The organism is Streptomyces sp. NPDC005799, from assembly GCF_040630525.1.
Lineage (GTDB): Bacteria > Actinomycetota > Actinomycetes > Streptomycetales > Streptomycetaceae > Streptomyces > Streptomyces griseorubiginosus_B.
In genome coordinates, this window is the sequence record NZ_JBEXXQ010000052.1 from 54,076 (window position 1) to 78,311 (window position 24,236).

The 24,236-nt window shown below is 72.2% G+C and carries 23 protein-coding genes and 2 pseudogenes; 10 read left to right on the forward strand and 15 right to left on the reverse strand.

Features of this window, described 5'->3' with window-relative positions:
* Nucleotides 1-72: 72 nt before the first annotated feature.
* Nucleotides 73-1,128, reverse strand: a complete 1,056-nt coding sequence (locus tag ABZ453_RS38400) for an NAD(+)/NADH kinase (protein ID WP_359022645.1) — start codon at nt 1,126-1,128, stop codon at nt 73-75.
* Nucleotides 1,129-1,450: 322 nt separating this feature from the next.
* Here ABZ453_RS38400 and ABZ453_RS38405 point away from each other — a divergent pair, with 322 nt between their 5' ends.
* Nucleotides 1,451-2,602: an MFS transporter gene (locus ABZ453_RS38405; protein WP_359022647.1), complete on the forward strand. Its 1,152-nt coding sequence runs from the start codon at nt 1,451-1,453 to the stop codon at nt 2,600-2,602.
* Between the two features lie 4 nt (nt 2,603-2,606).
* Here the strand turns inward: ABZ453_RS38405 and ABZ453_RS38410 are convergent, their stop codons facing one another.
* The 4 genes and pseudogenes from ABZ453_RS38410 to ABZ453_RS38425 form a co-directional block, all read right to left on the reverse strand.
* Nucleotides 2,607-2,960 carry a VOC family protein gene (locus tag ABZ453_RS38410; RefSeq protein ID WP_359022649.1) on the reverse strand — a complete coding sequence of 118 codons (354 nt, stop codon included), beginning with the start codon at nt 2,958-2,960 and terminating at the stop codon, nt 2,607-2,609.
* Between the two features lie 58 nt (nt 2,961-3,018).
* Complete coding sequence (locus ABZ453_RS38415; protein ID WP_359022651.1) at nt 3,019-3,879, reverse strand: LysR family transcriptional regulator; 861 nt, start codon at nt 3,877-3,879, stop codon at nt 3,019-3,021.
* A gap of 181 nt (nt 3,880-4,060) precedes the next feature.
* Nucleotides 4,061-4,437: pseudogene (locus ABZ453_RS38420) on the reverse strand (LysR family transcriptional regulator); the annotation flags it as partial.
* A gap of 15 nt (nt 4,438-4,452) precedes the next feature.
* A complete protein-coding gene (locus tag ABZ453_RS38425; protein WP_359022653.1) occupies nt 4,453-5,358 on the reverse strand; it encodes a LysR family transcriptional regulator in 906 nt (301 codons plus the stop codon).
* A 127-nt stretch (nt 5,359-5,485) separates the two neighbouring features.
* Here ABZ453_RS38425 and ABZ453_RS38430 point away from each other — a divergent pair, with 127 nt between their 5' ends.
* Both ABZ453_RS38430 and ABZ453_RS38435 read left to right on the forward strand, forming a co-directional pair.
* Entirely contained in the window at nt 5,486-7,189 is a 1,704-nt protein-coding gene (locus tag ABZ453_RS38430) for an NAD-dependent malic enzyme (protein ID WP_359022655.1), read from the forward strand.
* 22 nt (nt 7,190-7,211) lie between these two features.
* A complete protein-coding gene (locus tag ABZ453_RS38435; protein ID WP_359022657.1) occupies nt 7,212-7,925 on the forward strand; it encodes a YoaK family protein in 714 nt (237 codons plus the stop codon).
* A gap of 7 nt (nt 7,926-7,932) precedes the next feature.
* Here ABZ453_RS38435 and ABZ453_RS38440 read toward each other — a convergent pair whose 3' ends face one another.
* The 5 genes from ABZ453_RS38440 to ABZ453_RS38460 all read right to left on the reverse strand — a co-directional run bounded on the left by ABZ453_RS38440 (nt 7,933) and on the right by ABZ453_RS38460 (nt 12,178).
* Nucleotides 7,933-8,601 carry a response regulator transcription factor gene (locus tag ABZ453_RS38440; protein WP_359022659.1) on the reverse strand — a complete coding sequence of 223 codons (669 nt, stop codon included), beginning with the start codon at nt 8,599-8,601 and terminating at the stop codon, nt 7,933-7,935.
* Nucleotides 8,598-9,893: a sensor histidine kinase gene (locus ABZ453_RS38445; protein WP_359022660.1), complete on the reverse strand. Its 1,296-nt coding sequence runs from the start codon at nt 9,891-9,893 to the stop codon at nt 8,598-8,600. The genes ABZ453_RS38440 and ABZ453_RS38445 overlap by 4 nt, the downstream gene beginning before the upstream one ends.
* A gap of 19 nt (nt 9,894-9,912) precedes the next feature.
* Nucleotides 9,913-10,755 (reverse strand): ABC transporter permease, encoded by an 843-nt coding sequence (locus ABZ453_RS38450; protein ID WP_359022662.1) that lies wholly within the window; start codon nt 10,753-10,755, stop codon nt 9,913-9,915.
* Nucleotides 10,752-11,690, reverse strand: coding sequence for an ATP-binding cassette domain-containing protein (locus ABZ453_RS38455; protein ID WP_359022664.1), 939 nt, complete (start codon nt 11,688-11,690; stop codon nt 10,752-10,754). The genes ABZ453_RS38450 and ABZ453_RS38455 overlap by 4 nt, the downstream gene beginning before the upstream one ends.
* Nucleotides 11,691-11,812: 122 nt before the next feature.
* Complete coding sequence (locus ABZ453_RS38460) at nt 11,813-12,178, reverse strand: helix-turn-helix transcriptional regulator (protein ID WP_359022666.1); 366 nt, start codon at nt 12,176-12,178, stop codon at nt 11,813-11,815.
* Between the two features lie 120 nt (nt 12,179-12,298).
* Here ABZ453_RS38460 and ABZ453_RS38465 point away from each other — a divergent pair, with 120 nt between their 5' ends.
* Nucleotides 12,299-13,276 carry a zinc-binding dehydrogenase gene (locus tag ABZ453_RS38465; protein ID WP_359022668.1) on the forward strand — a complete coding sequence of 326 codons (978 nt, stop codon included), beginning with the start codon at nt 12,299-12,301 and terminating at the stop codon, nt 13,274-13,276.
* 13 nt (nt 13,277-13,289) lie between these two features.
* Here the strand turns inward: ABZ453_RS38465 and ABZ453_RS38470 are convergent, their stop codons facing one another.
* Nucleotides 13,290-14,342, reverse strand: coding sequence for a low specificity L-threonine aldolase (locus ABZ453_RS38470; RefSeq protein WP_359022670.1), 1,053 nt, complete (start codon nt 14,340-14,342; stop codon nt 13,290-13,292).
* A 10-nt stretch (nt 14,343-14,352) separates the two neighbouring features.
* Nucleotides 14,353-15,036, reverse strand: a complete 684-nt coding sequence (locus ABZ453_RS38475; protein ID WP_359022672.1) for a TetR/AcrR family transcriptional regulator — start codon at nt 15,034-15,036, stop codon at nt 14,353-14,355.
* Between ABZ453_RS38475 and ABZ453_RS38480 the strand changes: the two genes are divergently transcribed.
* From ABZ453_RS38480 to ABZ453_RS38490, 3 genes are all read left to right on the forward strand, one after another.
* On the forward strand, nt 15,035-15,526 hold the full coding sequence (locus tag ABZ453_RS38480) for a VOC family protein (protein ID WP_359022674.1): 492 nt from the start codon (nt 15,035-15,037) through the stop codon (nt 15,524-15,526). The genes ABZ453_RS38475 and ABZ453_RS38480 overlap by 2 nt on opposite strands.
* A 205-nt stretch (nt 15,527-15,731) precedes the next feature.
* Complete coding sequence (locus ABZ453_RS38485) at nt 15,732-16,100, forward strand: hypothetical protein (protein ID WP_359022676.1); 369 nt, start codon at nt 15,732-15,734, stop codon at nt 16,098-16,100.
* Nucleotides 15,994-16,587 (forward strand): transposase, encoded by a 594-nt coding sequence (locus tag ABZ453_RS38490; RefSeq protein WP_359022678.1) that lies wholly within the window; start codon nt 15,994-15,996, stop codon nt 16,585-16,587. Before ABZ453_RS38485 ends, ABZ453_RS38490 begins: the two co-directional genes overlap by 107 nt.
* A 131-nt stretch (nt 16,588-16,718) precedes the next feature.
* Here the strand turns inward: ABZ453_RS38490 and ABZ453_RS38495 are convergent.
* The 3 genes and pseudogenes from ABZ453_RS38495 to ABZ453_RS38505 form a co-directional block, all read right to left on the reverse strand.
* Nucleotides 16,719-16,901, reverse strand: a pseudogene (locus tag ABZ453_RS38495) (sigma factor); the annotation flags it as partial.
* 63 nt (nt 16,902-16,964) lie between these two features.
* Nucleotides 16,965-18,020 carry a maleylacetate reductase gene (locus ABZ453_RS38500; RefSeq protein ID WP_359022680.1) on the reverse strand — a complete coding sequence of 352 codons (1,056 nt, stop codon included), beginning with the start codon at nt 18,018-18,020 and terminating at the stop codon, nt 16,965-16,967.
* On the reverse strand, nt 18,017-18,880 hold the full coding sequence (locus tag ABZ453_RS38505; RefSeq protein ID WP_359022682.1) for a dioxygenase: 864 nt from the start codon (nt 18,878-18,880) through the stop codon (nt 18,017-18,019). The genes ABZ453_RS38500 and ABZ453_RS38505 overlap by 4 nt, the downstream gene beginning before the upstream one ends.
* 715 nt (nt 18,881-19,595) lie before the next feature.
* On the opposite strand from ABZ453_RS38505, the gene ABZ453_RS38510 reads away from it, so the two are divergent.
* From ABZ453_RS38510 to ABZ453_RS38520, 3 genes are all read left to right on the forward strand, one after another.
* Nucleotides 19,596-20,795 (forward strand): EfeM/EfeO family lipoprotein, encoded by a 1,200-nt coding sequence (locus tag ABZ453_RS38510; protein WP_359022685.1) that lies wholly within the window; start codon nt 19,596-19,598, stop codon nt 20,793-20,795.
* On the forward strand, nt 20,792-22,030 hold the full coding sequence (efeB, locus tag ABZ453_RS38515) for an iron uptake transporter deferrochelatase/peroxidase subunit (protein WP_359022687.1): 1,239 nt from the start codon (nt 20,792-20,794) through the stop codon (nt 22,028-22,030). Before ABZ453_RS38510 ends, efeB begins: the two co-directional genes overlap by 4 nt.
* Nucleotides 22,031-22,265: 235 nt before the next feature.
* Nucleotides 22,266-24,098, forward strand: a complete 1,833-nt coding sequence (locus ABZ453_RS38520; protein ID WP_359022690.1) for an alkaline phosphatase family protein — start codon at nt 22,266-22,268, stop codon at nt 24,096-24,098.
* Nucleotides 24,099-24,236 lie beyond the last annotated feature (138 nt).

Consider the following 24,236-nt stretch of genomic DNA (forward strand, 5'->3'; position numbering starts at 1 on the left):
GCAACCTTTGGTTGCACATCACCGTACGCCCGAAACGACGAACGTGCAACCATTCATTGCGCGACGGCTCCGTCAGGACAGCGGGGGCGGCGGCAGCCGGAGGTGGCGTACATCCTCCGGGACAGGCCCGCTGGGGCGGAACAGGGGTGCCGACTCGCCGTCCGCGGCCGTGGCCGGCGCGTCGGTCAGGCGCATGCGGTCGCGCAGGCGGCCGTAGAAGTCGGCGGGGCTGAGCCTGACCAGGCGCAGCGGCTCCGGTGCCGCGATCACGCCGATCCAGTCCCCGGGTTCGAGGACGCCGCGCGGCTGGCCGTCGACGCTGACGGCGGCGCGCCCGGAGTGGGGCAGGACCCGCAGAGCGATCGGCTCGTCGGCGTTGGCGATCACCGTGCGGTTGAACGTCATGTGCGGGGCGACCGGCGTGAACACCACCGCCCGCATCCGGGGCGAGAGCACCGGCCCCCCGGCCGCGAAGCTGTAGGCGGTCGAGCCCGTGGGAGTGGCGACGATGAGACCGTCGGCGGAGTACGAGGCCAGTAGCCGGCCCGCGATGTAGACGCCGACGCTCACCTGGCGGTCCCGGGCCAGCTTCTCCACCACGATGTCGTTGAGCGCGGTGACGTCCAGCGCCACGCCCCACGAGTCGTCGGAACCGGATCGCGGCGGTGGCGGCGGCAGCGCGGGGCCCCGGCCGTAGCACAGGATCTGCTCCATGTCGGAGGGCATCTCGAGCGGCTTGGACGCCCGCATCGTGAGGGTCATCCGCTCCTCGCACTCCGAGCGCCCGGCGTGCACGGCGTCCAGCGCCCGTTCGACCTCGGTGACCGGGGTCTCGGTCAGGAAGCCGACCTTGCCGAGGTCGACGCCGAGCACCTGGATGCTCTTCTTGGCCGCGATACGGGCGCCGCGCAGGAAGGTGCCGTCCCCGCCCAGGGTGACGATCAGGTCGGGACTGCCCGCGGCCCGCATCTCCTCCCGGCCGCTTCGGCGGCTGCCCTGCCCCTGCCACACGTCGATGTCCACGCAGCCGATGTCGCGCCGCGCGCACCACTCGCGCACGGCCTGCGCTCCCGACACCGCCTCGGGACGTCCTTCGTGCACGACGAGTCCCAACCGGCTGATCGGCATGTCGTCTCCCGGGCTGCCGTGGTCTGTCTGCGGGCTCTGTGACATGGTCACAGCTTTCGCAGGCACCTGCCATGAGGCTGACGGACACGCGGTCCCCGAGACCCGCTGGGTCATCTGTATTTCAGATGACCGACATCTGGGATCATCGCCACGGGTGCGGAAGCTTCCTCCCGGCACCGGTGCTGTAGCCCTACGAGCGCCGACGCAGCCGCTCGCCGAAGCTTTCCGTTCCGAGACCGAGAAGGCGGCCATGTCCCCGGATACCGGCTCCAGTCGCTCAAACACAGCTCCAGCCCAGGAGGCCCTCGCGCCGGCGTCCGGCGTGCCCGGCAGGCTCGTCGCGCTGCTGGCCGTCGCCTCCGGGCTGACGGTCGCCAACCTCTACTACGCCCAGCCCCTGCTCTCGACGCTGCGCTCGGTCTTCCACACCGGTACGGCGACCGTCGGCCTGATCATCACCGTCACGCAGATCGGGTACGTCGCCGGGATGCTGCTGCTCGTCCCGCTCGGTGACCGCATCGAGAAGCGGCGCCTGGTGACCGTCCTGCTGGCCGTCACGACCCTGGCGCTCGTCGCCGCGGGTACGGCGACCGGGTTCGCCGTGCTGCTGGGCGCGTCCCTGATCGCCGGGGCCACCTCGGTGGTGGCGCAGATCCTGGTGCCGTTCGCCGCCGGGCTGGCCCCGGACCACGCGCGGGGCCGGATCGTCGGGCGGGTGATGAGCGGCCTGCTCACCGGGATCCTGCTCTCCCGGACCCTGAGCAGTCTGGTCTCCGACGCCGCGGGCTGGCGGGTGGTCTACCTCGGCTCCGCCGCGCTCATGGCGATCCTCGCCGTGACCCTGCATCTGACGCTGCCGGAGCACGCGCCGACCACCGGGGCGCCGTACCACCACGTCCTGCGCTCCACCGTCCGCCTGGTGCGCACGCACCCCGAGCTGCTGCGCCGCGGCCTCTACCAGGCGGCGATGTTCGGCGCGTTCAGCGCTTTCTGGACCACGGTGTCCTTCCTGCTCACCGGACCGGCGTACGGCTACTCCGCGATCGGCGTGGGGCTGTTCGCCCTGGTCGGTGCGGCGGGCGCGGCCGTCGCACCGCTGGCGGGCCGCTGGGCCGACCGGGGGCTGGCCCGACCGGTCACCGGGATCGCGTTCGGGGTCGGCGCTTTCGCCTTCGTGCTGGCCGGGCTCGGACAGCACGCGATCGTGCTCGTCGCGCTGGCCGCCGTCCTGCTCGACACGGCCGTGCAGACCACGCTCATCGTCGGGCAGCACACCATCTACCGGCTGGACCCGGCCGCCCGGGCCCGCCTCAACAGCGCCTTCATCGCTGTCTTCTTCGCGGGCGGCGCACTGGGCTCGCAGCTCGGCTCGGTCGCCTACCACGCGGCGGGCTGGAACGCGGTCACCGCGCTGGGCGCCGTCCTTCCCGTCCTGGCCCTGCTGTACTGGCTGACGGAGCGGCGCACCCGCTGAACCGTCAGGCGGGCTGCCAGAGTTCGATCCGGTTTCCGTCGGGATCGGTGACCCAGCCGAAGCGGCCGACGCCCTCCATGTCCTGGGTCTCCGGGTCCACGTCCGCTCCCTTGGCGCGCAGCTGCGCGAGCATGGCGTCCAGGTCGCGGACCCGGAAGTTCAGCATGGTCTGCTGGGCGCGGGAGCCGAAGTAGTCGGTCCCGGACTCGAAGGCCGCGAACACCGTGTCCCCGGGCTCCTGACGCCACAGGCCGTGCTCGTCGGTGTCCAGGCCCAGGCAGTCCCGGTACCACGCGCTCAGGGCCTGCGGGTCGGTCGCCCGCAGGAAGTATCCGCCGATTCCCAGCACACGTTCCATGCCGCCATCCTGCCAGGACCGGCCGTCTCCGGCCGGGCGAACTCCCGGTCCCGGCCGGTCAGGTGATGTGCCGCAGCAGCGCGCCGACCGCCGGCGGCACGGGGCCGGGCGGACGGGCCAGCAGGACGTCCCAGTGCGGGGCCTGCCGGGTGAAGCGGCGCAGGGTCAGATCCGGGAAGCGGGCGGCGATCGACTCCGGCATGACGCAGACGCCGAGGTCGTGCCGTACCAGCTCGGCCGCGGCCACGATGTCGTTGACCTCGAACACCGCGCCGCGCTCCACCCCGGCCGACCGGTAGGCCCGGTCCACTGCCTGGCGGACGGCCCATCCGGGGGCGAAGTCGACGAACGGCAGGCCGACGGTCTCGGCGAGGGTGACCTCGTCGGGGCGGGCGAAGGACCGGGCGGGTGCCGCCGCCAGCACCATCTCCTCACGGGCCAGCACCTTGGTGACCAGCCCCCGTTGCTGCTGCCGGTCGAAGGCCACGACGGCGAGGTCCACCGACCCCTCCCGCAGGGCCTGCCGGATGTCGACGACCGCGGCCTGCCGCAGCCGGACCACGACCCGGGGGTGCTCGGCGCGCAGCGCGGCCAGCGCCCGGTGCAGGTCCGCCCACACGCCCTGCATCGTGCCGACCGTGATCCGCCCGCGCAGTTCACCGCGTGCGGCGGCGGCCGCCTCGCGGGCCTGCTCGGCCGCCCGCAGCGCGGCACGTGCCGCCGGCACGAACTCCTCGCCCGCCGCGGTGAGCGTCACCCGGTGCGTGGTGCGGTCGAACAGCCGGATGCCGAGCTCCTTCTCCAGCTCGCGCACGGTGCCGGAGACCGCCGACTGCACCACGTGCAGCCGTCGGGCGGCCGCCGTGAAGCCGCTCTCCTCGGCGACCGCGACGACGACCTCCATCTGCCGAAGGTCCATTCCCTCTCCCCACGCATCGCTCCACGGCCACCGACGTGCACCCGATCATCGCACCCACGGCGGGGCCGCACCCCGTCCCGCCACCGCTGATACCCGCAGGGCATGACAGCGGCCGAAGAGGTCTTGGACGCCCCGCCGCGACCGCCCGCACGCTGAAGCCGACGTTTTCGACACCCCCTTGGCTGGTGCGCAGGAGGCGGACGCCGAGGCCGGGACGGCGGGCCGTCAGCGCGCGGACCTCGGCGGTCACGGTGATGCCGGGCATGAAGCCGATGGTGAGGGTCGGCACGCCGGTCGCGGCGTTGGCGTCCCTCCTGACCAGTGCCTCGGCGGAGGCGAGCAGTGGACGGGCGTCCTCCAGGAGCTGTTCGCCGGCGGCGGTGAGCTCGGTGCCACGGCGGTCCCCGCGGAGCAGCCCGGCGCGAGTTCGTCCTCCAGCCCGCGGATCTGCCGGGAGAGCACCGGCTGGGCGATGTGCAGCCGCTCCGCCGCGCGCCCGAAGTGCAGCTCCTCGGCCACGGCCACGAAGTGGCGCAGCTTGCGCAGGTCCACGTCCATGCGGCACCGCCCTTCCTAGGCCAGGATCTCCTGTTCGGCCACCGACGCGGCATGTCCTCGCACATGGTCGAGGAAGCGCCCGGAACTCGGCGGGAGCGTGCGGGAGGTCAGCCAGGCGATGCCGATGTCCCGGGCCGCCTCCACGTCGGTGACCTGGAGGTAGGACGGTCCGCCGGCGGGCGCGGCGGCGTGCGGGCGTGGGACGAGCGCGACGCCCAGGCTCGCGCCGACCAGGCCGCGCAGGGTGGCGACCTCGTCCCCCTCGAAGCCGACCCGGGGGCTGAAACCGGCCTCGCCGCACAGTGCTTCGGTCACCGAGCGCAGGCCCTGCTCGTGCCGCAGCAGGATGAAGGGCTCCTCGGCGACCTCGGCCAGCCGGGCCCGGCGGCGCTGGGCCAGCCGGTGCCCGGGAGGCACGGCCAGCCACAGCGGTTCGACCAGCAGACGGCGCCAGGTGATCAGGGGGTGGCCGGGGTCGCCGGCCGTGAGGAGCAGGTCGGCGGTGCCGTCCAGCAGGGAGGCGACGAGGACGGCCTCACTCCCCTGGCGCAGTTCGAACCGGGAGAGCGGAAACCTCTCCCGGAAGCCCGTGATCAGCGGGGGCAGTAGCCAGGTGCCCAGCGAGTGCAGGAAGGCCAGCGGGATCAGGCCCGCTTCGGGGGACACGGTCTCGTGGACCGCGCGCAGACCGCGGTCGAGGCGCTCCAGTGCCGCGTCCGCGTGTTCCTTGAAGGCACGTCCGGCCGGTGTCAGCCGCAGCACGCGCCCCACCTGCTGGAAGAGCTCGGCGCCGACCTCGTGCTCGAGGCGGCGCAGCGCCCGGGAGAGGGCCGGCTGGGTCATGTGCGCCTCCTCCGCGGCCTGGGTCACGGTCACACCGTCGGCGACCGCGACGAAGCAGCGCAGTACCTGCACGTCCATGGAATCAATGTTACCGGTGCATGGGTTTCCCCGTATCGAGTCATTGGACGCATGGAAGTTCGGGGGCCACTCTGGGGAGGGACAGGGCGACCGGCGGGTCGCGATCCGGACACGTCATGGAGCGACGATGAGTACCCAGTGGAAGCCGCAGGCCAACCAGTTCGAGACCTCGGCGCGCGGCCGGGCCGTCCTGGCCGATCCCCGTCTCAACCGCGGTACGGCGTTCACCGAGCGGGAGCGCCGGGACCTGGGTCTGGACGGACTGATCCCGCCCCGCGTGCTGACCCTGGACCAGCAGGCCGACCGGGCCTACGGCCAGTACTCGGCCCAGCCCAGCGACCTCGCCAAGCACGTCAACCTGGCGGCCCTGCACGACCGCAACGAGGTGCTGTTCTACCGTCTGCTCAGCGACCACCTCTCGGAGATGCTGCCGATCGTGTACACGCCGACGGTCGGCACGGCCATCGAGCGGTACAGCACCGAGTACCGGCGTCCGCGCGGCATCTACCTGTCGGTCGACGCACCCGAGGACATGGAACGCGCCCTGCGCGCCTCGGGGTTGGGCGCCGAGGACGTCGACCTGGTCGTGGCGACCGACGGCGAGGCCATCCTGGGCATCGGCGACTGGGGCGTGGGCGGCATCGACATCTCGGTCGGCAAGCTCGCCGTCTACACCGCGGCGGCCGGGATCGACCCCGCCCGCACCCTCGCCGTCGTCCTCGACGTCGGCACCAACCGCAAGCAGCTCCTCGACGATCCGCTCTACTTGGGCAACCGTCACCCGCGGGTGGACACGGAGACGTACGACGCCTTCATCGAGCGCTACGTCACCACCGCCGAACGTCTCTTCCCCGACGCGCTGCTGCACTTCGAGGACTTCGGACCGGCCAACGCGCGCCGCATCCTCGACCGTTACCGGGGCGGGCACTTCGTCTTCAACGACGACGTCCAGGGCACGGGCGCGGTCAACCTCGCGGCGGTGCTGTCCGGCGTACGGGCCAGCGGGATGCCGCTGCCCGAGCACCGGGTGGTGGTCTTCGGCGCCGGGACGGCGGGCATGGGCATCGCCGACCAATTGCGGGACGCCATGGTCGCGGAGGGGCTGCGCCGTGAGGAGGCCACCGCCCGCTTCTGGGCCGTGGACCGCTACGGGCTGATCACCCGCGACCAGGAGGGACTGCGCGACTTCCAGACCCCCTACGCCCGTTCCGCCGACGAGGTCGCCGACTGGCGGCGGGACGACAAGGTCCAGGGCATCTCGCTGGAGGAGGTCGTCCGGCGGGTACGGCCCACCGTGCTGATCGGCACCTCCGGCCAGGGGAGCGCCTTCACCGAGGGCATCGTGCGGGAGATGGCCGCGCGCACCGAGCGCCCGATCATCCTGCCGATGTCCAACCCGACCCGGCTCGCCGAGGCGGTGCCCTCCGAACTCCTGGACTGGACGGACGGGCGGGCGCTCGTCGCGACGGGCAGCCCGTTCGAGCCGGTGACCAGCGGCGGGGTGACCTACGAGATCGGCCAGGCCAACAACGCGCTGATCTTCCCCGGCCTCGGTCTCGGCGCCGTCGTCGCCCGCGCCACCCGCGTCACCGACTCCATGCTCTCCGCCGCCGCCCACGCCGTCGCCGAGCAGGTCGACTCCACGGACCGGGGTGCCTCCCTCCTCCCCCACACCCGGGACCTGCGGCGCACCTCCGCCGCCGTGGCGGTCGCCGTGGCGCGGGCGGCCGCCGAGGACGGTGTCGCCCGCGAGACCGTGGACGACGGCATCGAGGAGCGGGTGCGCCGGGCCATGTGGGAGCCGGTGTACCGGCCGGTGGTGGCGGTCTGAGGTGCCGGGGACAGGGATCACCATGAGCAGCGAGACCACCGACCGCGGGCCCGGCAGGAGATGGTTCGCGGCGACGAGGGCCGTCGTGAGCGAGGACGATCGGCTGGTCCCTCCGCTGCTGATGCTGACCCTGCTCAGTGGTGTGACCGACGCGGTCAGCCTGCTCGGTCTCGGCCATGTGTTCGTGGCGAACATGACCGGCAACCTCGTCCTCGTCGGCCTGTCGCTCACCGGCGCGCCCGGGTCCGCGCCCGCGGGTCCGCTGGTGACGCTCGGCGGCTTCGTGGTGGGCGCCCTGCTGGTGCGTGCGGTGGCGCCGCGCCAGGTCGGCCATCGCACGCTCCTCGGCATCTGCGCCGCGCTGGAGGCGGCCCTGTTCGTCGCGGCGGCCCTGGTGTGGTCGTACGACGATGTCGCGGTGCTGCCCATCCTGCTGGGCGCGGTGGCGCTGGGCATGCAGAACGCGGCGGTACGACGGCTCGGCCTGGCCGGCCTGACGACCACGGTGATGACCAGCACCCTGACCGGCCTGGTCGCGGGCCGGGCCGAGGAGCGCACCGCGTCGACCTCCCGCCGGCAGGCGCTGAGTGTTCTCACCCTGGTCGCCGGTGCCGCGCTGGGCGCGGTGACCGTGCGGTCGGCCGGCACGCCCTGGACACTGACGGCGGTCGCCGTGCTCGCGGTCGTGGTGGCGGTCACCGTGCTCATGGGTGCGTCCGCCGAACAGGACGGATGACCGTCGCTCAGCCCGCGTTGGGCCGGGCGAGACCGATGTCGTACGCGAAGATCACCGCCTGGATGCGGTCGCGGGCGCCTATCTTCGCCAGGACACGGCCGACGTGGGTCTTCACGGTGGACTCGGAGAGCACGAAGTGCGCGGCGATCTCGCCGTTGGTCCAGCCCTTGCCGATCGCTTCGAGGATCTCGCGTTCGCGGTCGGTGAGGCTGGTCAGTCTCGGGTCCTCGTCCGGATCGCGGCCGGTGGCCGGCCGGTTGTGGGCGTACTCGTCGAGGATGCGGCGGGTGAGGGCGGGGGCGATGACGGCGTCGCCGGCCGCCACCGCGCGAATACCGGCGAGGAGTTCCTCGGGGCGGGCGTCCTTGAGGAGGAAACCGCTGGCTCCGGCGCGCAGGGCGGCGTGGACGTACTCGTCGAGGTCGAAGGTGGTCAGCACCAGGATGCGGGAGCGGTCGCCGGCGGCGACGATGCGGCGGGTGGCCTCGATGCCGTCCATGCCGGGCATCCGGACGTCCATCAGGACGACGTCGGGGCGCAGTTCGGCGGCCTTGCGGACGGCCTCGGCGCCGTGCGCGGCCTCGCCGACCACGTCCGTCTCGGGGACCGACTCCAGCAGGATGCGGAAGCCGTAGCGCTGCAGCGGCTGGTCGTCGACGATGAGCACGGTCGTCACTCGGTACCGCCCTGGGGGGTGAGGTCGAGGGTGGCCCGGACGCTCCAGCCGCCTCCGGGTACGGGGCCCGCGCTCACGTCGCCGCCGTAGAGAGCCACCCGTTCGCGCAGACCCACCAGGCCGTGTCCTTCCTCGCCCGGCGGTCCGGGCAGCAGGGCGGGGCCGGTGTCCTGGACGCGGATGGTCAAGGAGGTGTCCTCCACGAGGATCGCCAGGTGGACCCGGGTGTCGGGGCCGGCGTGCTTGAGGGTGTTGGTGAGGGCTTCCTGCACGATCCGGTACACCGTCAGCTGCACCCCGCTGTCGAGGGTTTCCACGTCCCCGGCGGTGCGGTAGACGACCTCCAGACCGGCGGCGCGCACCCCGGCGCACAGGGCGTCGATGTCGGCGAGGCCGGGCTGCGGGCTGAGCGCGGGCCCGGCCCCGGACGTGCCCGCGGTCTCGCGCAACACACCGAGCACGCGCCGCAGTTCGCTCAGCGCCTGACGGCCGGTGTCGCCGATGAGTTCCAGAGCTTCCTTGCCGCGTTCGGGGGCCAGGTCGGTGGCGTATCTGCCGGCGTCGGCGAGGGTGATGATGACGGACAGATTGTGGCCGACGATGTCGTGCATCTCGCGGGCCACCCGGGCCCGTTCGGTGGCCACCGCCAGCCTGCCGCGCTGGTCGCGCTCGATCTCGAGGCGGGCCGCCCGCTCGCGCAGCCCGGCGAGCTGGGCCCGGCGGATGCGGACCGTCAGCCCCAGCGCGAGGGCCGCGGTCGCCGTGCTCAGCAGGAAGAACAGGGCGTCCCACACCGACACCGCGTGCGACACGCGCAGCGCGACCACGGTCAGGGCGCCCGCCATGACCGCGCAGGCCCACGGCAGTTGTCGTAGCCGCCCGTGCAGCACCAGGCTGTAGAGGGCGATGATCAGGGCGAAGTCCGCGCGCAGTCCGGCGCCCAGCGACCACTGGAGCAGGAAGACGGCCGTGATGACGCCGAAGGTCATGAGCGGCCGTCGCCGCCGCCACAGCAGCGGCAGCACCAGTCCGACCTGCACCGCCAGCATCGCCGGCAGGGACAGGTCGGTGAGGGCGAGGCGGAGCCGGTGCGGTCCGTCGCCGTCCGTGGCGGCGCCGGTGGCGTGCAGCAGGTCCGGCACGCAGAACAGCAGGAAGACCAGGACCACGACCGCGGTGTCCAGCACCCACGGCCGCGCCCGGTCGGCCTGCCGCAGCCGCTGGCCGGCCCGGGCGAGCCGGGCGACCAGCGGCCCCAGCCCGCCGGCGTCGTCGAAGGTCACGGATGTCACCCGTCCATGGTGCAGGCGCTCAGACGTCGTTGCGCACCAGCCGGTACGCCGCGCCGGCCAGCGCGAGGACCGTCCAGCCGAGGAAGACCCACAGTCCGGCGCCGGGTGAGAGGCTGGTGGCGTCGTGGGTGAGGGCGTACATCGACTCACCGGCGTTGCTCGGCAGGTAGGGGCTGATGTTGTCCTGCCAGGAGCTGGGCAGCAGCGTCACCAGGCCCGGGATCAGCATCAGCGTGGCGACCAGCACCGAGATCCCGCCGGCCACCGAGCGCAGCAGCATGCCCAGCGCCGCGCCGATCACCCCGACCAGGCCGAGGTAGAGCCCGGCGCCGAACAGGGCACGGACGACACCGGCGTGCGAGAGGCTCATGGCGGCCGGCGTGCCCGAGACGATGCCGCTGCCGATCTGGAAGGTGACGAACGCGCCGATCGTGCCGACGACGAGCACGACCACGCCGTACAGGGCGGCCTTGGACCACAGCACGGGCAGCCGGCGCGGCACCGCGGCCAGCGTCGAGCGGATCATGCCGGTGGAGTACTCGCCCGCGGTGACCAGGACACCGAGGACACCCAGGGCCAGCTGGGCGAAGTTCGTGCCGAACAGGGACAGTTCCACGCCCGTCCGGCTGGCGAAGTCCTTGTCGAGGGTGCCGGAGTCGTACCCGGACTTGTAGCGGGCCGTGGCGATCAGCCCGAACGCGACGAGGAACAGCAGCCCGAGCCCCAGCGTGATCCAGGTCGAGCGCAGGGACCACAGCTTGGCCCACTCCGAGCGCAGCACTCCCGCCGTGGTGACCCGGTAGGCGGGGCGTTCGGGGGTGGTGGTGCGCGGTGTCTCGGTGGTCGCGGTGATGGTGGTCATGCCGCCCTCCCGGGGGTCTCGATGGCGGTCGTCGTGCCGTGGTACTCCACCGCGTCCCTGGTCAGGTCCATGAAGGCCTGCTCCAGCGACACCGTGCGGGAGCTGAGCTCGAACAGGGCGATGCCGTGCTCGGCCGCCTTCAGGCCGATCTCGCGGGCGGTGACCCCGGTGACCTGAAGCTCTTCGGAGCCGATGTGCCCGGTGATGTCGACGCCGGGCCCGGCCAGCACCTCCCGCAGCCGCGCCGGGTCCTGGGTCGCCACCGTCACGGTGTCGCCGCCGGCCTGGCGGACCAGGTCCGACACGGTGGTGTCGGCCAGCAGCCGGCCCCGTCCGACGATGATCAGGTGGTCGGCGACGAGAGCCATCTCGCTCATCAGATGCGAGGAGACGAAGACCGTACGGCCCTCCTCGGCGAGCGAGGTCAGCAGGTTGCGGATCCACAGCACGCCCTCCGGGTCGAGCCCGTTGACCGGCTCGTCCAGCATGACCGTCTGCGGGTCGCCGAGCAGGGCGGCCGCGATGCCGAGCCGCTGCCCCATGCCGAGCGAGAAGGCGCCGGCCCGCTTCCGGGCCACACTGCCCAGGCCCGCGAGGTCGATGACCTCGTCGACGCGGCCGCGCGGGATGCCGTGGGTCAGCGCCAGTGCCTTGAGGTGGTTGTAGGCCGAGCGGCCAGGGTGGATCGACTTCGCCTCCAGGAGCGCGCCGACCTCCTGAAGCGGCGCGCGGTGCTGGGCGTAGCGACGGCCGTTGACCGTCACGGAACCGCTGGTCGGGGCGTCCAGCCCGACGATCATGCGCATGGTGGTGGACTTGCCGGCGCCGTTGGGTCCCAGGAAGCCCGTCACCGTGCCCGGCTTGACGACGAAGTCGAGCCCGTCCACGGCCGTCTTCTCCCCGTACCTCTTGGTGAGCTGCTGTGCCTCGATCATCCGCGTGCTCTCTCTCGGTCCGCGGCACCCGTCGGCCGCCGCACCTCACACGCTAAGGAACCGGACCGTCCGATCCGGTGGTACCGCGGTTCGATCTAGGCCGGGCGGGTGGTACCGGGGTACTACGCGGGGTCGCACCCTCGGGGTCGGTCGCCGTCGGCGTTCAGCACGAGATCGAGCAGTCCGGGAAAGCGCGCCTCGAACTCCTCGCGGCGCAGCCGGTTGACCCGCCGGGGCCCCTCGTCGCGTTGCTCCACCAGGCCGGCACCGCGCAGGACGGAGAAGTGGTGGCTGAGCGCGGCCTTGCCGACCGGCACGTCGAAGCTTCCGCAGCTGCGGCTCCAGTCGGCGGAGCCCGCGAGCTCGCGGATCAGCTGCAGGCGCACGGGATCGGCCACCGCGGACAGGGCGGTGAGCACGGAGACATCCTCGGGATCGGTGTGCACCGGTGCCGCGCGGTGACCGCCGCCCACAGCCTGCTTCGCCATGCCCCTCTCCCCGTCGTCCCGCCCCGCTTGCCGACTGTTCGATGAATATCTTACAGTCCCAGTGTTCGCTTTCCATTGAACACTGGCCGATGAAGACGGACCGAGAGGCGGGGACGGCCCATGCGCGCAGTCGAGTTCCAGGAGTACGGCGGCCCCGAGGTGCTGAAGGTCGTAGCGGCCGACATCCCCGAACCGCAGGCCGGACAGGTGACCATCGACACGGCCTATGCCGGCGTGAACTTCGCGGACCTCAAGGCACGCGCCGAGGGCTACCGGGTGCCGTCGCTGCCCTTCCGCCCCGGTCTGGAGGTCTCCGGCCGGGTCCGGGCCGTCGGCGCGGGCGTCGAGGGTCTGCGTCCCGGCCAGGAGGTCGTGGCGCTCGTCGAGGGCGGGGCGTACGCGGAAGTCGTCCTCGCCGAGCCGGCCACCGTCTTCCCGCTCCCCGAGGGCCTGGACCTGCGGACGGCGGCCACGCTGCCCACGGTGCTGCCGACGGCGCACGCCCTGCTCCACGAGGTGGGCCGGCTGCGCGTCGGGGAGAGCGTGCTGGTGCAGGGCGCGGCCGGCGGCATCGGCACGGCGGCCGGACAGCTGGCCCGGGCGGCCGGCGCCGGCGCGGTGTACGGCGTGGTCTCCTCCCTGGGCAAGGCCGAGCACGCGCTCAAGCACGGCTACGACGAGGTGTTCACCGCCGACACCTTCTCCGAGGACGTCCGCCGCGCCACCGGCGGCAGGGGCGTCGACCTGGTCCTCGACCCCGTCGGCGGCGACACCCTGCGCCGTGGCCTCGAAGCGCTGGCCGTCTTCGGACGCCTGGTCTCCTTCGGCAACGCGAGCGGAGCCGAGCCGTGGCGGGTGGGCCAGTCGGAGCTGTACCCGTACGGCCGCTCCGTCGCCGGATTCTCCATCCTCGCGCTGGCCCGGTCCGCGCCCGAGGAGCTGCGCTCCCTGACCGAGCGAGCCTTCCGCAAGGCCACCGACGGCACGGTGAGCCTTCCGGTCACCGCGGAGTTCGCGCTGTCGGACGCGGCCGAGGCACACCGTCTGATGGGCGGGCGCACCTCCACGGGCAAGCTGCTGCTGCGCACCACCGACTGAGCAGCGCCTGATGTCAGGCGGCGTGGCGACGAACGGCCCCGATGAGGTGGTCGACGTCCTCCGGGGTGGTGACGAAGGATGTGACGAGGCGGACGACGCCCGGCTCCCAGCGGTCGTGGTAGAAGGCGTAGCCGTCGGCCAGGAGTCCGTCGATGACCTGCCGGGGCAGGCGGCAGAAGAGGATGTTGGCGTCGGCGGCACCGAGCAGTCCGACGTCGGGCACGGCCTTCAGGCCCTCCTGGAGACGGGCCGCCATGGCGTTGGCGTGCGCCGCGTTGCGCAGCCACAGGTCGTCGGCGAGATAGGCGTCGAACTGGGCGGCGTGGAAGCGCATCTTGGCGGCGAGCTGACCGGCGCGCTTGGCGCGGAAGGACAGTTCGGCGGTGAGTGAGCGGTCGAAGACGACGATCGCGTCGGCGGTCATGGTGCCGTTCTTGGTGGCCCCGAAGGACAGCAGGTCCACCCCGGCACGCCAGGTCACGTCGGCGGGTGCGCAGCCGAGGGCGGCGACGGCACCGGCGAAGCGGGCACCGTCCATGTGCAGACGCAGCCCGGCGTCCTTGGTGATCGACCCCAGGGTGCGTATCTCGTCCAGGGTGTAGACGGCACCGGTCTCGGTGGCCTGGGTGACGCTCACCACGGAGGGCTCCACGCTGTGCACGTCCCCGGCCTTGTGCCGTACGGCGGCGCGCAGTTCCTCCGGGTCGATCTTGGCGTCGGATCCGCCGAGCGGCACGAGCTTCGCGCCCGCGGTGTAGAACTCGGGGGCCCCGCACTCGTCGTTGTTGATGTGGCTGTCCCGGTGGCACAGCACGCTGCCCCAGGGCGGGGTGAGCGCGGCGAGGCTCAGTGCGTTGGCGGCGGAGCCGGTGGAGACCAGCAGGACGTCGACGTCCCGCTCGAACACCTCGCACAGCCGGCGCCGGACCGTGGCCGTGATGTCGTCGGCGCCGTAGGGCAGGGCCTGGCCCGAGGCGGCCCGGCTGACGGCCTCGAGGACTTCCGGGGAGGCCCCGGCGGTGTTGTCGCTGCTGAAGACGCGGGCTGCGGGAGGAGCGGTGCTCATGGTGGTGTCCTTACGGTCCGTCAGGTGCGGGGGTGTTCGGTGACCGCGGGTCGCGCTCGCCCGGGTCCGCGGCCTCGATGAGCTGGCGCAGGGCGCCGAAGTACACCTCGTGATCGGTCACGGTGGGCACGATCGCGGCGAGGTTGGCGGTCAGCGCGGGGAACCGCTCCGGATCGAGGGCGGCCAGGGCGGTGCGGGTGGCCGCCCGGGCGGGTCCGGGGTCGCGGTGGTCGACGAAGCCGGCGCTGCCGAGGGTGAGCAGATACATCCGCCGGTAGGCGGTGATCGCCTCCTGCGGGGTCATGCCGGCGGCGAGACTGTCGGCGAGCTGCGGCTCGACCAGCCGGGCCAGCAGGTTCGGGCCGAGCCACGGGCGCGTCCCGCGCAGGGCGAGCAGGCCGGGACGGGCCGCCAACAGCTCGTACAGCGCGGTGAACCGGGCCTCGGTGGCGGCGGCCCACTCGGTACCGGGCTCGACGTCCGGCAGCCTGGCGGCCAGCTGGTCGACGCACAGGTCGAGCAGTCCCGCCAGGTCCGTGCAGCGCCGCTGGAGGGAGGCGAGCGAGATCCCCAGCCGCACGGCCAATGCCCGGAAGGTCAGCGCCTCGGGCCCGCCTTCGTCGACCAGCCCGAGGGCGGCTTCGGCGATGCGCTCGGGGGTCGCGCGGTCGAGGGCCGTGGAGTGGCGGGGCATGTGGGTCAGTGTACGGTACGGCGTATCGGTCATGTGGTGCGGCGGCCGTCCGTCACTGGGTCGTCTGTTGGACGGCAAGCGGGGGCAGCCGTACCGCATGAAGCCCCAACCGCGTTTCACGCTGGCCGCGACCACCCTCGACGCACCGAACGCCCGCGCGCTCGCGCGCTTCTACCAGGGCCTGCTCGGCTGGCCGATCCGGAAGGAGGAGCCGGACTGGTTGGAGATCGCGCCGCCCGACGGCGGCCAGGGGCTGTCGTTCCAGACCGAGCCCCTCTTCACCCGTCCCCAGTGGCCCTCCACCCGCTCCGACCAGCAGATGATGATGCACCTGGACATCGAGGTGACGGATCTCCCGTCAGCCGTCGAGCACGCCCTGGCGCTCGGAGCCACCATGGCGGACGTCCAGCCCCAGCACGATGTAAGCGTTCTGTACGACCCGGCAGGCCACCCCTTCTGCCTCTTCACGGCCGACGGCCACGACGCCTGAGCCCCGACCGGCATGACGTCCGGGCTGATGTTGTGTCAACGACGGCTCAGTGGTCCGCGGGAGGGTTGCGGCGTGGGGTGATGACGGCGTTGGGCAGGGCGGGGGCGGGAAGGCTGGGGGTGACGGCGGCGGCGCGAGGTGCCGTCGGGGGCGGCTTCCTTTCCGACCCCACTCGCCGGCCCAGCTGATCGCCGGGGCCGTCCGCATGCAGCTCGCCATCGCGGTCTTCAGCGCCGTCGACCTGGCCATCACCTTCGCCGTCCTGCCTGATGCCCGTTACGGGATCAAGCGCGGTTCGGGCTGGACCGGCTACAAGGCGCACCTGACCAAGACCTGCGAGCCGGACGCGCCCCATGTGATCACGCAGGTGGCCACCACCGACGCGGTCGTGGCCGACACGGCGATGATCGAACCGGTTCACCAGACGCTCACGGAACGGGAGTTGCTGCCGGACGTGCACGTTGTGGATGCCGGCTGCACCACCGCGGCGTTGTTCGTGGCTGCAACCGAGTGCGGTATGGAACTGCTGGGCCCGGCCCCGCACGACAGCAGCCTTCAGTCCCGCCCGCGGTGATTTCACCATCGACTGGGACACCCGAAGCGCCAACTGCCCCGGCGGGCATCGGAGTTTCGAGTGGTGGCAGCAAGAGCACCACCGCAACGGCACACCGGTGATCAAGGTGTTCTTCTCCGCCGAGCACTGCAGGCCCTGCCCGCAGCAGACGCAGTGCACCAAGCCCCCGACCGGCCGCCGGGGCAGAGGGTTGACCTTCCTGCCGCGTGATCGATACGAAGCCCTCGAAGCTGCCCGCCGGGCCCAGGACACCGACGAGTGGAAAGAGCGCTACAAAGTCCGGGCCGGGGTCGAGGGCACAATCTCCCAGGCCGTGCGCGTTACCGGCCTGCGCCGCACCCGCTACCGCAATCTGCCCGCCACCCGCCTCGGTCACGTCTTTGCCGCCACCGCGCTCAACCTCGTCCGCGTCGACCGATGGCTGACCGGCACCCCACTCGCCGGCACCCGCACCTCCCCCCTCGAAACCCTCATGCTCGCGGTCTGACAGCTCGAATCACCCCTTTCTCAGCAGAGTCGTTTACGCCGGAGCACTGGCCAAGATCAAAAGTAGAGCCAGGACCGCAGGCTCTCGTCCGCGGGCGTGCCGGTGTCCTGGTCGAGACCGGCGGCCCCGGGTCTGAGTCGCTCGCGCAGCCGCCAGGCCTCCAGGAAGGTCAGGGACACCACCTCCTCCGCGGTGCCCCGGCCCCCGGTCAGCCGGGCGGCATGGCCGTAGACGGCCCGGGCGTGCGCGGTGAACAGTTCGGCGAAGGCCTCGGGATCGCCGGCGCGTGTCCGCTCACGTAGGGGAAGTTCCACAACCAACTCTGTCCGCCCGGCCCGGGTCGTCTCTGTGGCGACGATCACATCATGCGTGGGCCGTCAGGGCGCGAGGGTCCCGTTGAGGGCGTCCCTGAGCAGGCTGCGGAGCTCCGGTTCGGTGATGGGGCGGGGGTTGGCGTAGGGCTGGGCCCGGGCCTGGGTGACGACCTCGTCCAGGTCCGCCTCGGTGAGGCCGAGTTGGGACAGGGAGCGCGGGGCTCCCAGGGCGGCGGACGTGCGGGCGAGGTGGTCGGGTACGTCGTCGGTGGCCAGCGCCCGGCGCAGGGACTGGTCCGCTTCCGGTGCCGCCGGGAGGTTGAGGGCGGCGACGTACGGGAGCAGGACGGTGTGGGTGGCGGCGTGGGGCAGGTCGAACGTGCCGCCCAGGATGTGGCAGAGCTTGTGGTGCAGGGACATGGTGGTGGCGCCCAGGCACGCGCCGCACAGCCAGGCACCGCGCAGGGCGTCGGCGCGGGCGTCGGTGTCCAGCGGGTCGGCGGCGATCGCGGGCAGGGCCGTGCCCAGGGAGCGGACCGCCTCCTCGGCCATGGCGGAGACGATCGGCGAGGCGTCGGGGGCGTACAGGGCCTCCACGGCGTGCGCGACGGCGTTGAAGCCGCTGGTGACCGACACGTCGACGGGGAGGCCGACGGTGAGGTCGGGGTCGTAGACGACGCTGCGGGGCAGGACGGCGCGGTCGCGGCCGGTGCGCTTGCGGCCGTGCTCGGTCAGCCCCCACACGGGGGTCATCTCCGAGCCGGCGTAGGTGGTGGGGACGCAGATCACGGGCAGACCGGAGTCGAGGGCGATCGCCTTTCCCAGGCCGACGGTCGATCCGCCGCCGATGGCCAGGCAGCCGTCGGCACCGGTGGCCCGGGCCGCCGCGCGGGCGGCCTCGGCAACCTCGACCGGGACGTGCATCCGGGCCTCGGTGAAGGTCCCGGCGCACGCGTCGCCGAGGAGGGCGGCCGCCTGCTCGGCGAGGGCGCGCTGACCGGGCGTGGACAGCACCAGCAGTCGGCGCAGCCCCAACCGCTGCGCCTCCTGAGGCAGTTGGCGCAGACTGCCGGAACCGAAGACGACCCGCATGGGCAGGGCCTCGTAGGTGAAGGTCATCGGGAGCCCTCCGGCGCCAGCACGATGTCGAAGCGGGCGTGCGTGAACGGCACGGTCACGCCGAGGCGTTCGGCGTCCTGCTCGTCGTGGGACTCGGCGAACTCGGTGATCAGGCCGCTCTTCACGGCGAAGACGGCGTCGGAGTCGATGTAGGGGCTGTCGGCGACGAACACGTGCGTGGTCACCGGGAGATGGCCCGCCGCCTTCGCGATGAAGTGGATGTGGGCGGGGCGGTAGGGGTGGCGGCCGGTGGCGTCGAGGAGGCGGCCGACGGGGCCGTCGGTGGGGATCGGGTAGTGGGAGGGGACGACGGTGCGGAACCAGTAGCGGCCCTCGTCGTCCGCGCGGAACAGTCCGCGTCCGTTGCCCGGCGGCTGGACGTCCGGCTGCTGGACGTCGTAGAAGCCCTGCTCGTTGCACTGCCACACGTCGAGCTCGGCGCCCGGCAGCGGGGTCCCGTCGGCGGTGAGCACCCGGCCGGAGACCACGCATGTTCGGCCGGTGCCCAACAGGTCGATGCAGTCGCCGAGTTCACGGCTCGGGGACTCGGTCATGTGGAAGGGGCCCAGGACCGTGCTCTCGGTGCCGTCCTCGGTCCCGTTGATGGTCTCCACCAGCATGGAGACGCCGAGGACGTCGGAGAGCAGGACGAACTCCTGCCGGGTGTCGTCGCACTTCTGGCCGACGGCGGTGAGGAAGTCGATCGCCTGCTCCCACTCCTCGATCGTGGGCTCGACCTCCCGCACGAAGTCGTGGAGGTGGCGGGTCAGGCTCCCCAGCAGCTCCCGCAGCCGCTGGTCCTTGGTGGTGCGGAAGCTCTCCACGACCGCGTCGGTGGCGGTCTCGACGGTGAAGTCCATGGCGTTCCCAGCTGTTCGAAGGTCGCGGCCCAGTAGTTGATCAATAAACCAGTCTGCAGCGTACGCGTCGCGTTCGCCCGCGTGGCCGTAGAGGGTGTGTTCCCCGCCGGGCCAGAGGGCAGGGCGTCCATGACCGCGACCACTCGCTCCAGGTCCTCGCGGGCGAAGCCCTCGGTGACCCGCTCGTCGACGTACGGACCGTGGCGCGGCCGGGACGCGGCCCGATCCGGCCCTTGCGCGAGCGAGAAGGCCGGACGACGACCGTCCTCCGGGGTGCCGCGGCGGCGGATACAGCCGGCCGGTGAGCGTGCCGCGCCGGTGAGGGATCTCGACACGCTCCAGCTGCTCGTCCGCGATGGCCACGGCCGCATCCTGCCACCGCGTCCCGCCGACGGTCCCGGCGAGCCGCCGACTGCGTCCGCGTCGTCCGTGCCACAGTCGACCAGCCGGGTGAACGGCATGCCACAGTGGGGGCGCGCCGGCTCTCGCCTTCCGGCCGGCCCGAGCGTCCGCTGCCGTGGCCCGATCTGTGGACGCGGCTCCAGAGGGCCGTCGTCCGTGCCTTCTCGACACACCCGGTGGCCGCTGAACACCTCCCCGGACGTCGGGTGAACCCAGGGGGAACTCTTGGTCATGGCTTGTTGTGAACGCCTGTTCGGGCCGATTCCGCTTCCTAGGATGTGGTGATCACGTACGTACGACTCCGGAGGTCCGGATGCCGTTCTCCGGCCTCAGGCTGACCCCGCTGCGGTTGGGCGGGGCGCTCGGTCTGCTGCTGGTGCTCGCCCTGGTCGGCCTGTCGCTGGCCCGCTCCGGGGGCGGAGCCCACACCCGGACCGCCCCCGACGGGCTGCCGCACACCACCGTCGAGGTCTCGCCGAGCCGCTGCGGCCACGGCTGGGACGACCCGGCCCCCGGCGTCCAGGTCTTCGACCTGCACAACACCACCGACGGCGCCGCCGAGGTCTTCCTGGAGGACCCGAGGAGCCAGGCCGTGTACGGCGAGGTCGAGGACATCGGCCCCGGCACGACCCGCACCCTGACCGTCCGCGTCGGCAAGGGCTCCTACGCCTTCAAGTGCGTGCCCGACGACGCCGACGCCGTCACCGGACCCACCGTCCGGATCAGCAGCGGCCGTCCGGGACCGGCCGCCGCCCCGGTCAGCGAGCACGACCTGATCCCGCCCACGATCGCCTACCAGAAGTGGGTCAACACCGGACTCGCCGATGTCGTACGGCTGACCACCACCCTGCGCGACGACATCGAGCGCGGCGATCTCGCCGGGGCGCGCACCGACTGGCTGCCGGCGCATCTGGAGTACGAGCGGCTGGGCGCCGCCTACGACGCCTTCGGGGACGCCGACAGGCAGATCAACGGCACCGACGCGGGGCCGGCCGCCGGGGTGCGCGACAAGGACTTCACCGGGTTCCACCGGATCGAGTACGGGTTGTGGCACGGGCAGCCGGCGCAGGAGCTGCGCGGCCCGGCCGGCGCCCTGGTGAAGGCCGTCACCGCGTTGCGCGACGACTGGGCGCAGACCCGGATGGACCCCGCCCAACTCGGGCTGCGCGCACACGAGATCCTGGAGAACACCGTGCAGTTCGAGCTGACCGGCCGGACCGACTACGGCAGCGGCAGCAACCTCGCCACCGCCCGCGCCAACCTCGACGGCACCCGCGAGGTGCTCTCCCGGCTGCGGCCGCTGCTTGCCACGCGGTACGCCGATCTGCCCGGCCTGGGCAAGGAGCTGGACCGGGCCGGGCAGACCCTGGACGGTCTCCGGCACGGTGACACCTGGACGCCGCTGGACCGGCTGAGCCGTACGCGGCGCGAGGACGTCGACGCGGTGTTCGGTGATCTGGTGGAGCGGCTGGCGTCGGTGGCGACCCTGTTCGACCCACGGAGGACGGTGTGAGCACGCACGAGCAGCCGGGCGGAGTCGGCCGGCGCCGGTTCCTGCGCGGCGCGGCCCTGGCGGGCGCGGGACTGGCCGCGGGAGGCGCGGCCGCCCCCGGCGCGGCGACGACCGCCTCCGACGCGGCCACTCCCCCGATCGCGCCGTTCCACGGCGTCCACCAGGCATCCGTGATCGCCAAGCCCCGCAGGTGCACGGTGTTCACCTCCCTCGACGTGACCGCCGAGAACCGCGCCGACCTGACCGACCTGCTCAGGACGGTCACCGAGCGCGCCCGCTTCCTGACCGCGGGCGGCACTCCCGACCCGGTCGGCATCACCGCCCCGCCCGCCGACTCCGGCGTCCTCGGCGAGCAACTGCCGTCCGGCGCGCTGGCGGTGACCGTAGGCGTCGGCGCGTCGCTCTTCGACGACCGGTTCGGGCTGGCCGAGCTCAAGCCCCGCCGCCTGACGGCCATGCCGTCCTTCCCGGACGACGACCTCGGGACGGACTGGTGTCACGGCGATCTCAGCCTGCAGCTGCACGCCGACGACACCGACACCGTGCTGCACGCCCTGCGGGACATCGCCCGGCACACCCGCGGCGGGATGCAGGTCCGCTGGCGCCTGGACGGCTTCTCCAGCCCGCCGAGGCCCTCCGGCACCCCGCGCAACCTGATGGGCTTCAAGGACGGCACCGCCAACCCGGACCACGCCAGTGCGCGCGAGATGGACCGGCTGGTGTGGGTGGGCCGCTCGTTGGGCGAGCCGGACTGGGCCGTCGGCGGCAGCTACCAGGTCGTCCGGCTGATCCGGATGCTGGTGGAGTTCTGGGACCGGGTCTCGCTGAGCGAGCAGGAGCGCATGTTCGGCCGCTCCCGTGAGTCCGGCGCGCCCCTGGACGGCGACGTGGAGCACGACACGCCGAAGTACACCGACGACCCCAAGGGCGACGTCATCCCGCTGGACTCCCACATCCGGCTCGCCAACCCCCGTACGACGGCCACCGCCGACCAGCGCGTGCTGCGCCGGGCCTACAACTACGACCGGGGCATGGACGGCAACGGCAACCTCGACATGGGGCTGCTGTTCTGCTGCTACCAGCAGGACCTGGCCCGGCAGTTCGAGACCGTGCAGCACCGGCTGGCCGGCGAGCCGCTGACCGACTACATCAGCCCCTTCGGCGGCGGCTACTTCTTCGCCCTGCCCGGCGTGCGCGACAGCGGGGACTGGTACGGGCGCGCCCTGCTGACCTGACCGCGAATCCCCTGACCATGTTTCACCTGACCGCGTATCACCTGACCGCATATCACCTGACCCTGTATGGACAACTCTTAGCCCGATCGGTCAATACACAGTCAAGGTTTGTCCCAGCATCCCTGACTCGGTGTTCACCCTCGCGCCATCATGTCTCCGCCGAAGTGCCCCGCACACGGCGGAGCATCCGTGCCGGTAAGACGCACCGACCTTCATGCCCGGAGGGTGAACCAGCATGGCCAGCACTGGAAGACGAACGGCGACGAGGAGCCTTGGGGCACTGGTGGGAGCCGCCGCGCTCACCGTCCTCGGCAGCAGCGCCCCCACCTGGGCCGCCGTACCCGCGGGCCACCCGGGCCACTCCTCGACCGCGACGCCGATCAAGCACGTGGTCGTGCTGTTCGACGAGAACATCTCCTTCGACCACTACTTCGCCACCTACCCGAAGGCCGCCAACAGCGACGGCACCAGGTTCACGGCGTCCAAGAAGACGCCGAAGAACATCGACACGCTGGCGCACGCGGGTCTGCTGACGAAGAACCCCAACCAGTACCTGCCCAAACGGCTCACCCCGGCGCAGGCCCTGACCTGCGACCAGAACCACTCCTACGGGCCGGAGCAGTACGCGGCGGACGGCGGCAAGGCCGACCAGTACGTGCAGAACACCGAGGTCGACAAGTGCAGCGGCGGCCTGTTCGGCGAGCCGGGCCTGGTGATGGACTACTACGACGGCAACACCGTCACCGCGCTGTGGAACTACGCCCAGCGGTACTCCCTCAACGACCGCTCCTTCAGTTCGGTCTACGGTCCCTCCACGCCGGGCGCGCTGAACCTGGTCTCGGGCCAGACGCACGGTGTCGTCTCCGTCGACCCCACGACCGGCAAGCAGACCTCGACCCCCGACTCGTACGCGGTCAAGTCGCCGGACGCCAAGGGTGTCGGCACGGTCGTCAACGACCCCGACCCGGCCTACGACGACTGCTCCGACAAGGACCGCACCAGCACCAACGCGCTGGCCGCGATGCAGGGCAAGAACATCGGTGACGTGCTCAACGCCAAGAAGGTGACGTGGGGCTGGTTCCAGGGCGGCTTCCGGCCGTCCACGGCCTGGGACGGCAAGTCGGGCAACTATGCCAAGTGCGCCACCGCGCACGCGAACATCGGCGGCGCCTCCTCGGTCGACTACAGCCCGCACCACTCGCCGTTCCAGTACTACAAGTCGACGTCCAACCCGCACCACCTGCCGCCCAGGAGCGTCGACGAGATCGGGCACAACGGCCAGGCCAACCACAACTACGACCTGACCGACTTCACCGCCGCGGTCAAGGCGGGCAAGCTCCCGGCCGTCAGCTTCGTCAAGGCCGGCGAGTACCAGGACGGCCACGCGGGCTACTCCGACCCGATCGACGAGCAGCACTTCCTCGTCAGCCAGATCAACGCGATCCAGAGCTCGCCGCAGTGGAAGTCGACGGCCGTCGTCATCGCGTACGACGACTCCGACGGCTGGTACGACCACGCCTACGTCGCCCCGCGCAACGGCTCCACGGACACCTCGCTCGGTTCCAACAACAAGGCCACGGACAGCCCCGCCTGCCAGGCCGGTCCGAAGGCGTCCGGCGGCTACGCGGACCGCTGCGGCCCCGGTACCCGTCAGCCGCTGCTGGTCGTCTCGCCCTACAGCAAGGTCAACAAGGTCGACCACACGCTGACCGACCAGTCCTCGATCATCCGTTTCGTCGAGGACAACTGGCGCACCGGCCGTATCGGCGACCACTCCTTCGACGCGACGGCCGGCTCGCTGTCGGGCATGTTCGACTTCCGGCACCCCAACGACAAGCAGGTGCTGCTGAACGCGAACGGCTCGGTGAAGTCGGTCGGTTCGATCCGGCACATCGCCCCGGTCTCCACGCACATCACCCCGGGCCCGGCGATGCAGAACACCGCCGCGAGCACCGACGCCTCGCAGTTCCCCACCCTTGCGGTGGGCCTGGGCGTGGGCGCGCTGCTGGCCGCGGGCGCGACGGGCACGTACCTGACGATGCGCCGCAGGCAGCACGGCGCCGCGTGATGCCAACCGCATGACCAGTGGGGCCCGGTCCTTCCGGAAGGACCGGGCCCCCCAACGTGCCTGGCGGCCACAGCGGGAGCAACCACGGGTTGGCGGCGTCCTGGGCGGCCGCCCCCGCGCGGGTGTGGGGCCGCGTGG